We start from the raw sequence: 13,771 nt of genomic DNA, 5'->3' as shown, positions 1-13,771 counted from the left end.
AAAGGAACCCACAATTTATGTGAAGGGTTGATTTTAGGATATTAGCAGTTTTTTAGGACTAATTTATGCGTAGGAAGACTCACAAAACCCCCGAACGGTTGGCAGGCGTTCGAATTGATGCCGTAGCTGCCGAGGGAAAATGCATTGTTCGTACCGATGAGGGCGTGATTTTTGTTGAAAACCCGACCGGTGGGCCGGGTGTAGCTCCGGGCGACGTAGTAGACCTGCGCATTACTAACAAGAAGAAGCAGTATCGAGAGGCTGTGGCCGAACGGGTTCACGAGTGGTCGCCGGTACGGGCCGATCCATTTTGCGAACATTTTGGTACGTGTGGCGGCTGTAAATGGCAACATATACAATATCCGGAGCAACTGGGCTTTAAGCATCAACAGGTGGTCGATCATCTGACGCGCATTGGCAAAGTTGAGTTGCCCGCTATTTTGCCAATTTTGCCCGCGCACCCAACTCAGTACTACCGAAATAAGCTGGAGTTTACCTGTGCTGAAGGTCGCTGGCTGACCCCGCAGGAAGTGAGTACACAGCACACAATTGACCAGCGGGCAGTAGGCTTTCACGTTCCGGGCCGATTTGATAAAGTACTGCCTATTCATCACTGCTATCTTCAGCCAGACCCATCCAACGCCATCCGTCAGGCCATAAACGACTACGTTTTTCAGCACGATATGACGTTGTATAATTTGAAGGCACATACCGGTTTTCTACGGACGCTCATTATCCGTACTGCCGATACTACGCAGCAGATTATGGTAACGTTGCAGGTTGCTCAGGACAACCCCGATCTGTTAAATGGCTTGCTTGGCCACCTTCAGGCTACGTTCCCTCAGATCACATCGTTGAACTATATTCTGAACACCAAAAAGAATGATAGCTATCAGGATCAGGAGGTCATCAACTGGGGAGGAAAACCGTATATCGAGGAACAAATGGGCGAAGCCGATGGACCCGTACTTACGTTTCGTATCGGCCCGAAATCGTTTTACCAGACGAACGCTCAACAAGCACATAACCTGTACAAAATCACTCGTGACTGGGCTGGCCTAACAGGCAACGAGCGGGTATATGATTTATACACGGGTACAGGTACAATTGCCCTGTTTGTGGCTCGTCGGGCAAAGGAAGTAATTGGTGTTGAGTATGTTGAAGCCTCGGTGGCCGATGCGCGTGTGAATGCTCAGGTAAACGGAATCACTAATGCGACCTTCTTTGCTGGCGATATGCGCGATATTCTGACCGAGAGCTTTTTTGATCAGCATGGTCGGCCAGATGTGGTCATTACCGATCCTCCCCGCGCAGGCATGGACGAGGCCGTAACTCGCCAGTTGCTCAAAGCGGCCCCCGACAGAATTGTGTATGTAAGCTGCAATACTGCCACACAGGCTCGCGATTTGGGTATACTAGACGAAGGATATTCTGTTGTCAGTGTCCAGCCTGTAGATATGTTCCCGCACACGCACCATGTGGAAAATGTCGTGTTGTTGAAAAAGAGAGAATAGTCATAAGTCGTCAGTCAATAGTTTTCAGCCACTGACGACTTATTTTAAAACTCAAGATATGGCGCAATCTTCTCGATGGTTTTGGCATCCAGAATCCGAATGGGCTTGAGCGATTCTGCCGATGTATAAGCGCCGTGTTGCTCGCGATAATTGACAATAATTTGCGCCTGCCGACGAGATAAAAACGGATGCCGATCCAACTCGTCAATAGTTGCCGTATTGACCGGAATCTTGCGGACCGACGATCGGATTTTACCAAACTTCTGTAACTCGTCCAGAGCGAGGGAATCGAGTCCATAAATATCTCGAAACTGGTCTTCTGAAACGAAGCCGCCGAGGGCGTCTCTAAATTTTACGATACGCCCGGCCAAGGTAGCGCCAATACCCTTAAGTGCAATTAACTGCGAGGTGTCGGCAGTATTAATATCGAACGGCTGAAGCACTGGTTTGGGCGCTCGTTCTGCATACGCTGGCCGTTCGGAAGGTTTGTACGATTCGTTATTGTACGATGTGCCCTTACTGGAAAGATCATTTCCTGGTCGATCTGACGGATTGGCTTCTTTCAACGCAATGTACGGTTCGAGCTGGTCATAGAGGTCAGGTGGGAAATCGTAAATGTGTAGCAGATCTTCTTTCTTCCGAAACTGTCCACCTTTAGTCCGGTATTTGTCGATGCGCTCGGCGAGCCATTTTGGTAATCCCAATTGCTGCCACCCGGCCACACTAACTGTATTGGGGTCGAACCGAAAGAGTTTGGGTTCGCTGAAGTGCTCTACGGTGGTTTTGTCCTTGTCTGAGCGACTACCGAATTGAGGTTGTTTCGCTTCTTCGGCCTGCATTAGCGCAACCAAGCTATCGAGTTTACGTTGATCGGCAGCGGATGTGTCTACTGGTTTTTGGTCGCCAATGAACCGATACACGAATGGAACGAGCAGGAAGAGAAGGGTTAGGAAAAGCAGGACGACAAAACCTCTAGCTTCTTTATGGGAAAATCCAAAGTAGTCGCGAATGTGCGATTGGAATCGATTGAACATGAATAACAGCTAGTTGCGGTAGGTATGTAACTGCCACAAACTAAGCTGTTATTCTAATTATATGCAACCTAATTATTTGAATTAGTTTACAAAATGGTTTTCGTATTCGCTGAGCGAGCCTTCCACCAATGGTAAACAGATACAGCAAGTATAGCTGATAAGACGCCAACCCCAGTACCTGCCAGCACATCGAGCGGGTAATGGGCTGCCACATAAATACGACTGTAGGAGACAATAGCAGCCCACAGGAACCACCCTTTTAGCCAGGGATGCTGTTTGCCCATCAAAAGCCATAACGTGGTGGCCAACGCAAACGTGGTTGCTGCGTGCGAGGACGCAAACCCATACAATCCACCGCATTCCATAACGGGGTGCATCAATTTTTGCACAGCAAGATCATGGCAGGGTCTGAGCCGATGGGTAAGTGGTTTGAGTACCGATGAACAAAGTTGATCGCCCAGAGCAACGGCTGCAATAATGGTGAGCACCAGCCCGATAGCCTGCTTTCGGTACCGATAAATCATCCAACCAATCAGTATGGCATAGAAAGGAATCCAGCTATTACGCTCTGTCACCCAGATCATAATCGGATCGAGCCAGGGCGTATAACGGCCATTCAACCACAGAAATAGGTCGGTGTCGAGTCGGTTAAGTGTTTCCAGCATACTTACAGCACCAAAAACTGACTCAAATAATTGCGAGCCGTTAAAATGGCCGTTTGAACATCTTCTGGACTGCCTTCATAGGCTTTGTCTTCTACTTCAATACAGATCGGGCCTCGGTAACGGACGTCAGTTAAGGCCGCAAAAAAATCACGCCAGCGTACATCGCCCAAGCCAGGAAGTTTGGGCGAGTGATATTCCAGTGGATTCGCCATGATTCCCACCCGGTTCAGTTTGTCGCGGTACAGCTTCACATCTTTCAGGTGAATGTGATGCAGCCGGTCGCGGTAGTCGTAAATGGGCTTCACTTCGTCCATTATTTGCCAGATCAGGTGACTTGGGTCGTAGTTTAGACCCAGCGCTCGCGACGGAATGATCTCGAACATTCGATCCCAGATAGCAGGTGTGGTGGCCAGATTTTTACCTCCAGGCCATTCGTCATCCGTAAACCACATCGGGCAGTTTTCAATGCCAATTTTTACGTTACATGCTTCCGCTTCTTTTACGATGGCAGGCCAATGCTCAGCATACAATTTCAGATTGTCTGTAATGCTCAGTGAAGGATTACGACCAATGAATGTATTGACTACCGGGACGCCCAACTTGGCAGCAGCCCGGATAATTTTCTTGATGTGTTCCCGATAAAACTCGGCTTGTACTGGATTGGGGTCGAGTGGGTTGGGATAGTACCCTAGGCCCGAAATGGAGATATTGTATAGCTTCGTTAAGGAGTGAATGTGAGCGACATCCAGATTGTCGACATCGACGTGCGTAACACCTGCATATCGACGCGCATCGGCATTGCCAGAAGGCCAGCACATGAGTTCGACACATTTGAAGTTGTGTTCTGACGCAAATTTCAAAACACCATTTAGATCGTAATCGGCCAAAATAGCCGAAACAAAGCCGAGGTTGAGCATGTAAGTAACAACTAAGCGTGAAATAAATGTAAAGATAAGGTCCGTTTAGTACCCGTTTGCATCTGGAATGGGTATTGCCTGTGAATCGGCTGGTACGACACCAAATCGACGGTAAGCGGCTTCCAGAATGGCTGCTGTCGACGAAGTGCCAATTCGAGTGGCACCTAGTTCCTTAGCCATTAGCAATTCGTCGAGCGTTCGAATGCCACCGGAGGCTTTGACATGAACATTCGGACCAATATGATTGAGCATGAGCTGTAAGTCGTGCGAAGTGGCTCCCTGGTAGTCGTAAGACCCGTTGCTGCCTTTGACAAAACCGAAGCCTGTTGATGTCTTGACAAACTCGGCCCCCACTTCCGTGCAGATTTCGCAGAGCTTGATCTTGTAGGCATCATTGGTCAGGAAATCAGTCTCGAAAATTACTTTCAGAATGGCCCCGTGTATCTGACAGGTTTTATGAATGACGCTAATCTCATCGGCTACATACTCCCAATCCTGGCTCAGCACTTTACCAATGTTGACAACCATATCGATTTCAACGGCTCCATCCTGGCAAGCTTGCTCGGTTTCGGCAACCTTAATGCTTGTGCTATTGCTGCCGTGTGGGAAGCCAATAACGGTGCCTACCCGTACATCAGAACCCGCCAATAACTCAGTTGCCATTCGAATGGCGTAGGGCTTAATACAGACGGAGGCTACGTCGTATTTTAAAGCTAGCTCGCAGCCTGTGCGGAGTTCGGCGTCGGTCAGGGTTGGATGCAGAAGCGCGTGATCAATCAATTTGGCAATCTCGCGGATAATAGGTGGGTTCATAGCCATTCAAAAATAAGTGGGCTAATATACGAGATTGAAAAACGATAACATTTCGGGTGGGGGTAAACAAATGAATAGTCCCGATACCATTGGCATCGGGACTATTTTATACATGAGAACAAAGTCTATTATAGGACGTTTTTAAGCTTCTCACAGGGCTACTAATCCTCCCCGCATGGCATATACTACCAGCCCAACGCGGCTTTTTACCTGAAAGCGTTCAAATAGCGCTTCTCGGTAGCCGTCTACAGTGCGGGGGCTGACACACATCTGATCGGCAATTTGGACGTAGGTCAATTCGGAACAGGCCAGTTGGAGAAAATGCCGTTCACGGGGCTTCAGCTGAACGGCGTTCAGGGGGCGTTTCGGTGGTCGATTGTTCATATATGGCGTGATACAGAAGTTAACTAGGAAGTTAGCTAACTCTCTGAAAGTAAATAAAATCACACCCGTATTCCAAATCAAATGAGTTAACGGTAGTTTTTGTTAACGGTTAGTTGAATCCTAACTTTTCTCGTACGCGGGCAATGGTTTTTTGAGCCACAACACGGGCCTTCTCTTCGCCAGCCCGGAGTTCAGCTTCGAGAGCGTCGGGGTTTTCAATGGTGTAATAAGTATATCGTTCGCGCTCTGTAGCAAACTGTTCCAGAATGAGTTCGTAGAATGCTTTCTTTGCCATGCCGTAACCGTAGTTACCACCTTCGTATAAGCTACGGAGTTCAGCAGTTTGCTCAGCCGATGCCAGTAGCGAATACAATTGGAACGTAATATCCGTATCTGGATTCTTGGGCTCTTCGAGGGGCGTTGAATCCGATTTGATTTTTTTGATCACCTTCCACAACTCATTCTCCGGCAGGAAAATATCGATGTAGTTGTTATAGGACTTGCTCATTTTAGCCCCATCGATACCCGGAATGGTCATCAGGCGATCGTCGATGCGGGCGTCTGGCAAAACAAATACGTCTTCATCGTACTGATGATTGAACGCGCTGGCAATGTCACGGGTCATTTCGATATGCTGGCGCTGATCTTTCCCGACAGGAATAATCTCTGCATCATAAAGTAAAATATCCGCTGCCTGTAAAACCGGATACACGAATAAGCCCGCATTGACCGTAGAAGCCCGATCCGATTTCTCTTTGAACGAGGTGGCATTGTTGAGCATCGGAAATGGCGTGAAGCAACTCAGATGCCAGGCAAGTTCGGTATGCTCAGCCACCCGCGACTGCCGCCAGAAGGTGTTTTTCTCCGTATCCAGACCAAATGCCAGCCAGGTGGCGGCTACCGCTTTCGTGAACTCACGACGAAGAGGGCCATCCTTGATGGTTGTGAGCGAATGGAGATCGGCAATGAACAGAAATGATTCGTTATCAGGCTGTTTCGATAACTCGATGGCAGGTTTGATAGCCCCCAGAATGTTGCCTAAGTGCGGACGCCCGCTGGACTGGATACCGGTTAAGATTCGTGACATTTTATTTGAGTATTAGAAGCGAGGAGTGAGAAGTGAGGAGTTGCTAACGCATCCATCTCCTCGCTTCTCACTCCTCGCTCCTCGCTTCTACTACTTACTTTCCTTGTGCTTCAACGACGGCGATGGCGACCATATTCACAATTTCACGTTCCGATGAGCCTAACTGCAACACGTACACCGGCTTGCGAATACCCAGCAGAATGGGGCCAATGGCATCGAAACCGGCAGCTTCTGCCATCAGGTTATAGGCAATGTTTGCTGCAGACAGGTTCGGGAAAATGAGAGTGTTTGCCCCTTCGCCTACTAACTTACTGAATGGGTGATTTTGCTGTAGTAATTCGGTATTGAACGCTAAGTGAGCCTGAATTTCACCATCCACAATCAGGTCTGGATTCCGCTGTTGGAGCAGCTCGACGGCGCGATTCATTTTCTCGGCATCATCGCCTTTCGCACTGCCAAAGTTTGAATAGGTGACCAGAGCTATACGCGGTTTAATATTGAATCGCTCAACTGTTTGGGCGGTTAATTCAGTTATTTCGACAATTTCTTCCGCCGTTGGGTTGAAATTGACGGTCGTATCCGAGAAAAACAGGGGGCCGCGTTTCGTGAGCAGGATGTACATCCCCGCTACCTTTTTAACCCCCGATTCTTTGCCGATAATCTGTAAGGCAGGGCGAATCGTATCGGGGTAGGAGCGGGTCAATCCAGAAATGAGCGCATCGGCCTCACCGGTTTCAACCATCATGGCTCCGAAGTAATTGCGGACATTCATCATTTTCCGGGCTTCGGTAGCGTTGACGCCTTTGCGCTTCCGTTTCTCGAAAAACAGATCGCCAAATCGTTCAACCAGCGCAGCCTGCTCCGGCGAACGAGGGTCAATGATGGGGATATTGCCCAGATCAAGGCTATTTTCGTCGATGAGCTTCTCAATTTTTGCTTGTTCTCCCAGCAAAATTGGGAACGCAATTCCTTCATCCCTAACCTGTTGGGCGGCTTTTAGTACTTTCAGGTTTTCGGCGTCCGCAAAAACAACTCGTTTCGGATTGGCTTTTGCTTTCGTCAGAATAACCCTTGAAATCTGATTGTCCTGACCTAATCGTCGGGCTAATTGTTGTTCGTAGGCTTCCCAATCGGTAATGGATAACCGGGCTACTCCCGATGTCATGGCTGCTTTGGCTACCGCAGGAGCTACCGTCAAGAGTAAGCGTGGATCAACGGGTTTAGGCAGGATATAGGTTCGCCCAAAAACCATGTTCGATTCGCCGTAGGCCAGGTTGACCAGATCGGGCACTGGCTTCTTGGCTAGTTCGGCCAGTGCGTACGTGGCCGCCAACTTCATAGCTTCATTGATTTCGGTAGCGCGAACGTCCAGTGCTCCCCGGAAAATATAGGGAAAACCAAGTACGTTATTGACCTGATTCGGGTAATCGGAACGACCGGTTGCCATGATGATGTCGGGCCGAGCGGCCATTGCATCGTCGTAGCTGATCTCGGGATTGGGGTTGGCCATCGCAAACACGATGGCATTCTTCGCCATCAGGCGAATCATGTCCTGGCTCACAATATTCCCTTTCGATAAACCCACGAATACATCGGCATCGGCAAAAGCATCTTCCAGCGAGTGAATATCGCGGGAAGTCGCAAAGGGCAGCATCAGCTCGCTCAGGTCGGTTCGATCTGTGCGAAGCGGCCCATTGACATCGAACATCACCATGTTTTCATGCTTAGCGCCCAAAGCGACGTACTGGCGGGCACAGGAGATAGCCGCTGCACCAGCGCCCAGGATGACGAATTTGGCCGTCTGGATTGGCTTGTCGACCAACTCAAGCGCATTGAGCAGGGCAGCACCACTGACAATCGCAGTGCCATGCTGATCGTCGTGCATAACCGGAATATTCATTTCCTTCTTGAGCCGTTCCTCAATTTCGAAACATTCCGGGGCCTTGATATCTTCCAGATTGACGCCACCAAACGTAGGCTCCAGAATCTTGACCGTGCGAACAAACTCGTCGATATTACTAGTATTCAGCTCAAGGTCGAATACATCGATATCAGAATAGATTTTAAACAGCAACCCTTTGCCTTCCATAACGGGTTTGCTGGCAGCAGGACCAATGTTACCAAGTCCTAACACAGCGGTTCCGTTGCTGATAACGGCCACAAGGTTGCCTTTTGCGGTGTACTTGAAGGCATCGTCGGGGTTGGCTTCGATGGCCAGACAAGGTTCTGCTACACCCGGCGAATAAGCTAACGAAAGATCGCGTTGGGTACTATACTCTTTGGTTGGAACAACTTCGAGTTTTCCCGGACGCCCTTTGGCATGATAATCAAGGGCATCTTCGCGACGGATTTTCTGATTCATATTGCTACTGTTGCTGAAGGCAATTTGTTGGGAGCGCGAAGGTACGGAAAAAGTTAGCTGGGTACGGTAATCAATTCGTACGGAGAACTTTGTAACTATCGACAAAGACCCAACCAACCCAACAAAACAGCAGTAGGAAACTTAGTAAGATTGTGCGTAGCAGTAAGTTAGTATGTCGTGATTCATAAATGGGTTTGGTCGACTGCAAATGAACCAATTTGCCCTGATCGATGCTAAAAACCCGAATCTGTGCGTAATTGTCATATTTATCGCCGAACGAAAGGGGCTCAGTTTTGGTCAACTTTTTTCGAAAATCACTTTCCCGAAGCTGTACTGTAATTGGCTGGTTAACAGCAATAATCTGTTTAAGCGAACGGATGTCGGTGTCAAAATCTCTGCGACTGACGATAAACTCAAGGTCTGGCCAAGGGTGTAGTTTTAGTGTAAATCCTTTAAAGATGCCTTTAGTGCTATTTGTCGATATATGGTTGACAATAGCCGTTACAGATGTGAGCTTCGCCGGAGCCTTATCGACAGGAGTATGGGCAAGGTAAGCGAAGAGCATATTTAGCCCGATTAGTAAGATAAAGCTACCGAGTCCCCACCGAAATCGATTCCTTTCTGTAAGGGTAAGTACCTTCCGTACTGGCCCCGGCTGACCATATTGAGTAAATTTGTCGCGTAAGGAATCGTAATTAATAAAGTCGCTTGGGCGAATCAGGAACCAGTTGTCCGACAAATAAACTCGTAGTTCAGGAGACGGCTCGTTTTGTTTCGAACCAAGACGCTCGCTATAGGTGAGAATTTCCGCATACAAATGCCAGTTCGTTTTTTGAGCTATTTTTTTTACGGAGAAACCATCCTCATGAAACTCTATAGAAGAGGCTCGGGAACCAAAATCGACCAATAGGGCCACCCATAGCATTGGAATTAGTGCATAAAAGAAAAGCAGTAAGTCCAAATTTGGGTAAGGCCAGCTCTGGAAAGCGATCCAGGTAGGAATCCCAACCACTGAAGCCAGCAGAACAAACAACAAAAACACAAGCAGATAGAACTGCTTCCTGCTTGCTGTGTATGATACTGCCTTGTAACTGATCATCAGAAGTAATTTTGGTGAGAAAAGGGCATTTACACCTTGATCACAGCCACCGTGAGTCGACTTACACAAACCAGCTTACCTTTTAAACGTCAAGAAGCTGGCGAAATTTTTCTAAACCAGTAACATTAATTTTGGGGAAGTCGATGTCTGCCAATACATCAAAATGTCGATCTTCTGTAACTAGATAATCTGCCCCAGCGGCTATTGCACAATCAGAAAACTTGTTGTCATCTGGATCAATAGTGATAAGCCACCAAAAGAAAGAGACGTTTATTTGCTCTACAAAAGGGGAGTTGATGAGGGCTTCAAGCACATTGTCTACTACATCGCGTCGACGAAATCCGCACTCGATAATTTCATCATACTCGTCTAATATATCAGTCGTTACGCATAGCGTAAATTGACCGGAAAAAATAGCTTGATATAGCCAATGAGATGCTGATTTGGGCGAAATACAGCTAAGTAAAAGATTCGTATCAATAACGACTCTCACGATTGAGCACCATTTTTATGGCGGCTTTTATAGTCAGTCCGCAAATGTGTTTGGCGCCATTCCTGCATTTTTGCTTCCGTAAAGCCTTCCTGCTCCCAAACTTCATCAGCTAAATCGGCCGCTTTTTGGGCAAAATAGTTGGACAGAAGACCTTTTATAGCCTTTAGATCATCATCGGAAACAGTACGGGAAAAAACTTTTAGTAACTCCAGCTGGAGATTAGAAAGGGGTGGTTTGGGTTGCATATCAGTACTGGTTGTTGAATGTAAATTGTTCACTTGTAGCTACCTTATAACAGGTTTCATTGTGAGTAGTGACTATAGGATGTAAGCGAAAGAGTTAAGCTAACAAAGGTAATGAATTAGATAAACGTGATAGGGGAATGTTCAGTGAAGTGTGTCATTTCTCAGACCTTTAAGTAAGGTTTCACCCGATCACTATATAAGATAATTGCTGTACCGTCAGCGACCAGTTAGCCAAGGGCATCGTCCAGTTGCCCATGATGCGTTGCGTGATTAAATAGAGGATTTTCAACAGAGCACTTTCCGAAGGGAAAGCGCCTTTTGATTTGGTTACACAACGAATCTGCCGGTGAAATCCCTCAACCGTATTAGTGGTCTACACCACTGCTGGGTACTCGAAAAAGCGGGTTAGACGCAGCCAATTGCGTTGCCAACTCTCCACTACTAAAGGATATTTCTGTTCCTCTTTGCCTTTAAAATCAGCTAGCTTTTGTTCTGCTCCGGCTAGGTTAGCCGCCTGATAAATAGGTTTCAAGTCACGGCCACGGCCTTCTGGTCTTTGGAGACCACATACCGTAACGAAGCCCGTACTTGATGCACCAAACACAGTTGCACATCGACCTGAGGAAAGATCGTTTCGATGGCATCCCTGGAGCCGACTAAATTATCAATTGAGCAAATCAACAGATTTTTGGTACCGGATTCTGGAGATCAGTTAAAACTGACAACCAAAAATGGGCACTCTCGGTATCACTAATATAAGTTTCTTTACGACCCTGTAAGTCAACGGCTAATACATTATATACGGCTTTACTGAACACTCTCGTTGGTTTGATTGATTAGATTGATCCACGATTTGCTTTGAGCTTATTTCGTTTTAAGAAGATGATTCACTATCCGTTTTAACTGATTTATTTCACTTTGTTGCTTACCCACAATAGATTGCTGTTGTTGTTTTATAGATTGATTATCCTTTTCCAACTGAATACTGTACAAGGTCAGTTCTTCTATTTTCTCTAAAAGAATAGCATTTAGTTGTACTAATTCTATACCTTCTTTAGCAATTTGTTCCGCTGATGGAATATCTGGTAGATGATGATATTTATTAATGAAAGAAGCTATAGAGGGTAAAGAACGAAGATGATAAGTAGGATTGAACACTTTGTCACTCCACTCACTGGGGTCGTTAATTCGGAGCTGGTAGCGAGCTTTTACGACATTACCTTTTTGGTCAACGGTTAAAAACTGATCGGCAATATGGACCGATTGGCTATTGCTGGTTAGGTTTGTCAGCCGTAAACCACTATCATTAGGTAATTCACTAACAACCTCTAATCTTGCCGTTGGGGCAGAGGTGCCAATACCGACATTGGCATTATTTCCCAGGACAACTGCATTACTGATTGCAACCCGCGCATCAGCGCCAATGGCCGTAGCATGATGCAAACTCATTGACTCAGCACTCGTTTGGTGCCCAATCAGCGTATTGCTGCCGCCGGCCCAAAGCCCTCCTCCAGCTTCCCCACCGATGATCACATTATGATTGCTGCTGCCATTCCCCGATTGAACACTGTAGCCCATTAACACATTATCATTGCCAGTTGTGATGGCAGTTCCTGAATTAGGCCCAACAATAATATTGTTGCTACCCGTTGTGTTGTTAATACCAGCCCGGTAGCCCAAAAATGTATTTGAGTTTCCTGTACTATTACTTCCTGCACTACTCCCTACAAACGTATTGCTAGTACCTATTATATTGTTGTTTCCTGCGATGTATCCTAAAAACACATTGTTGCCACCTGAAGTGTTTTTCTGTCCGCTCTGATAGCCTAAAAACACATTGGCACTGCCTCCAGTGTTTTCCTCACCAGCCTGTCCTCCAACAAATGTATTGTTAGAAACTGTATTACGATAGCCTGCGTTACGACCTAAAAAGGTATTGTAATTACCTGATGCATTATAAAATCCGGCAAAAGTCCCTACAAATACATTGCTATTCCCCCCATCATTTAAGTTTCCTGCCGAATTACCAACAAACGTATTATGATACCCTGCTGTATTATAATTACCAGCTGAATTGCCGATAAATGAATTCCCGTAGCCTGAGCTATTTCGATTGCCTGCATCGCTGCCCACAAACGTATTTATTATCCCTGTCGTATTAGAACCTATATTGAATCCTAAAAAAAGATTACCTGATCCAGAAGCTCCAGTTGAGAGGACACGGTTACCACTAAAATTAATTTGCTGAGCTAGTAGCTCAGAGACAGCTATCAAAACAAGAAGGGATATGAAGAGTAGTCTGTTTTTCATAGTCAATTGTTATTAATGTTTAGTGTCGAACTCGATGAGGATAGATTAAGAACCCCATTAACATTCAGTGACTTGGCGGCCTCAGTGAAGTTAATTTGAACTGCATCGCCACTACTGACACTTGCATCATAGGTCGCATTTACCGCAATGCCACAGGCCCATGTACTTGCTGTTGACCAACTACCAGATGCCACAGATGAGATGATTCCATCAGAAGTAGTAATTGGTAAATTAGCCTCAGCAATTTTAGTACGAATTTTATCGCCTGGATATGGACCGAAGCCATTCCCAAGACTGAATGAACTGGCCCCACCGTGATCACAATAACTCATTATTGTTCCACCATTAACAGGATCAGGGCCATTACATGAATTGCCTAGGTATGGCTCAGGCGTACCACAGTTGTCGATAGCACCGCCTGGCCATCCACACCAATGGGTATGAGGAGAGCCGAAATTATGTCCTAACTCATGAGTAATAACTTTAACCTCTCTTGAATAAGTAGGATATTGCTCAGCTTGAGAAGGATTATGAGAAACCGAAACAGAGTAAGCATGATCTCGGTTCTGTAATCCATCCAGACCTGCTGCTACACCGCCATAATCCGTAAAATATCTACTTGTTAGTAGGTGTGCTATATTACCTGGGAAATTATGCCCTCTATCACTCCAATAACCATGAAATAAACCCAAAAGATTGTCTGAACAATAGACATCATTATTAGGACAAGATGCGACGTTTGTAGCATTAACATATGGATCAATCGTATTCCAAATATATAACTGTCTTATACTAAATCAGAATCTTCATGTCGTATATTAGCCAGATGGATTATACGACTAAAATTA

The 13,771-nt window shown here is 46.4% G+C and carries 13 protein-coding genes and 1 pseudogene; 1 reads left to right on the top strand and 13 read right to left on the bottom strand.

The window, feature by feature from the left end; genetic code table 11:
• Positions 1-65: 65 nt before the first annotated feature.
• Complete coding sequence (gene rlmD, locus ACYVGR_RS00810) at positions 66-1,514, top strand: 23S rRNA (uracil(1939)-C(5))-methyltransferase RlmD (RefSeq protein WP_460953118.1); 1,449 nt, start codon at positions 66-68, stop codon at positions 1,512-1,514.
• A 44-nt stretch (positions 1,515-1,558) separates the two neighbouring features.
• On the opposite strand, the gene ACYVGR_RS00805 is transcribed toward rlmD, so the two are convergent.
• The 13 genes and pseudogenes from ACYVGR_RS00805 to ACYVGR_RS00745 all read right to left on the bottom strand — a co-directional run bounded on the left by ACYVGR_RS00805 (position 1,559) and on the right by ACYVGR_RS00745 (position 13,714).
• Positions 1,559-2,548: a helix-hairpin-helix domain-containing protein gene (locus ACYVGR_RS00805; RefSeq protein WP_460953117.1), complete on the bottom strand. Its 990-nt coding sequence runs from the start codon at positions 2,546-2,548 to the stop codon at positions 1,559-1,561.
• An 86-nt stretch (positions 2,549-2,634) separates the two neighbouring features.
• The gene (locus ACYVGR_RS00800; protein ID WP_460953115.1) at positions 2,635-3,213 is read right to left on the bottom strand and encodes a phosphatase PAP2 family protein; all 579 of its coding nucleotides are present in this window, start codon (positions 3,211-3,213) and stop codon (positions 2,635-2,637) included.
• A 2-nt stretch (positions 3,214-3,215) separates the two neighbouring features.
• Positions 3,216-4,130 (bottom strand): sugar phosphate isomerase/epimerase family protein, encoded by a 915-nt coding sequence (locus ACYVGR_RS00795; RefSeq protein WP_460953113.1) that lies wholly within the window; start codon positions 4,128-4,130, stop codon positions 3,216-3,218.
• A 45-nt stretch (positions 4,131-4,175) separates the two neighbouring features.
• Positions 4,176-4,943, bottom strand: coding sequence for a deoxyribose-phosphate aldolase (deoC, locus tag ACYVGR_RS00790; protein ID WP_460953112.1), 768 nt, complete (start codon positions 4,941-4,943; stop codon positions 4,176-4,178).
• 150 nt (positions 4,944-5,093) lie between these two features.
• Positions 5,094-5,327, bottom strand: a complete 234-nt coding sequence (locus ACYVGR_RS00785; protein WP_460953110.1) for a response regulator transcription factor — start codon at positions 5,325-5,327, stop codon at positions 5,094-5,096.
• A gap of 109 nt (positions 5,328-5,436) precedes the next feature.
• Complete coding sequence (gene trpS / locus ACYVGR_RS00780; protein WP_460953108.1) at positions 5,437-6,414, bottom strand: tryptophan--tRNA ligase; 978 nt, start codon at positions 6,412-6,414, stop codon at positions 5,437-5,439.
• Positions 6,415-6,508: 94 nt separating this feature from the next.
• Positions 6,509-8,776 carry an NADP-dependent malic enzyme gene (locus ACYVGR_RS00775; RefSeq protein ID WP_460953106.1) on the bottom strand — a complete coding sequence of 756 codons (2,268 nt, stop codon included), beginning with the start codon at positions 8,774-8,776 and terminating at the stop codon, positions 6,509-6,511.
• Between the two features lie 70 nt (positions 8,777-8,846).
• Positions 8,847-9,875, bottom strand: a complete 1,029-nt coding sequence (locus tag ACYVGR_RS00770; protein WP_460953104.1) for a hypothetical protein — start codon at positions 9,873-9,875, stop codon at positions 8,847-8,849.
• An 82-nt stretch (positions 9,876-9,957) separates the two neighbouring features.
• Positions 9,958-10,368 carry a putative toxin-antitoxin system toxin component, PIN family gene (locus ACYVGR_RS00765; protein WP_460953103.1) on the bottom strand — a complete coding sequence of 137 codons (411 nt, stop codon included), beginning with the start codon at positions 10,366-10,368 and terminating at the stop codon, positions 9,958-9,960.
• Positions 10,365-10,613 (bottom strand): hypothetical protein, encoded by a 249-nt coding sequence (locus ACYVGR_RS00760; protein WP_460953101.1) that lies wholly within the window; start codon positions 10,611-10,613, stop codon positions 10,365-10,367. Before ACYVGR_RS00760 ends, ACYVGR_RS00765 begins: the two co-directional genes overlap by 4 nt.
• A 161-nt stretch (positions 10,614-10,774) precedes the next feature.
• Positions 10,775-11,434, bottom strand: a pseudogene (locus ACYVGR_RS00755) (IS256 family transposase); the annotation flags it as partial.
• Between the two features lie 43 nt (positions 11,435-11,477).
• Complete coding sequence (locus ACYVGR_RS00750; protein WP_460953100.1) at positions 11,478-12,923, bottom strand: hypothetical protein; 1,446 nt, start codon at positions 12,921-12,923, stop codon at positions 11,478-11,480.
• Between the two features lie 2 nt (positions 12,924-12,925).
• Positions 12,926-13,714, bottom strand: coding sequence for a M12 family metallo-peptidase (locus tag ACYVGR_RS00745; protein ID WP_460953504.1), 789 nt, complete (start codon positions 13,712-13,714; stop codon positions 12,926-12,928).
• Positions 13,715-13,771 lie beyond the last annotated feature (57 nt).

The organism is Spirosoma litoris (assembly GCF_054776755.1).
The sequence above is the reverse complement of the archived record's forward strand: the minus strand, read 5'-3'. Positions and strand labels throughout refer to the sequence as shown.

Bases quoted from the DNA above. Each gene is read 5' to 3' on its own strand.
- rlmD (WP_460953118.1), top strand. From the start codon at position 66: ATGCGTAGGAAGACTCACAAAACCCCCGAACGGTTGGCAGGCGTTCGA.
- ACYVGR_RS00805 (WP_460953117.1), bottom strand. From the start codon at position 2,548: ATGTTCAATCGATTCCAATCGCACATTCGCGACTACTTTGGATTTTCC.
- ACYVGR_RS00800 (WP_460953115.1), bottom strand. From the start codon at position 3,213: ATGCTGGAAACACTTAACCGACTCGACACCGACCTATTTCTGTGGTTG.
- ACYVGR_RS00795 (WP_460953113.1), bottom strand. From the start codon at position 4,130: ATGCTCAACCTCGGCTTTGTTTCGGCTATTTTGGCCGATTACGATCTA.
- deoC (WP_460953112.1), bottom strand. From the start codon at position 4,943: ATGAACCCACCTATTATCCGCGAGATTGCCAAATTGATTGATCACGCG.
- ACYVGR_RS00785 (WP_460953110.1), bottom strand. From the start codon at position 5,327: ATGAACAATCGACCACCGAAACGCCCCCTGAACGCCGTTCAGCTGAAG.
- trpS (WP_460953108.1), bottom strand. From the start codon at position 6,414: ATGTCACGAATCTTAACCGGTATCCAGTCCAGCGGGCGTCCGCACTTA.
- ACYVGR_RS00775 (WP_460953106.1), bottom strand. From the start codon at position 8,776: ATGAATCAGAAAATCCGTCGCGAAGATGCCCTTGATTATCATGCCAAA.
- ACYVGR_RS00770 (WP_460953104.1), bottom strand. From the start codon at position 9,875: ATGATCAGTTACAAGGCAGTATCATACACAGCAAGCAGGAAGCAGTTC.
- ACYVGR_RS00760 (WP_460953101.1), bottom strand. From the start codon at position 10,613: ATGCAACCCAAACCACCCCTTTCTAATCTCCAGCTGGAGTTACTAAAA.
- ACYVGR_RS00750 (WP_460953100.1), bottom strand. From the start codon at position 12,923: ATGAAAAACAGACTACTCTTCATATCCCTTCTTGTTTTGATAGCTGTC.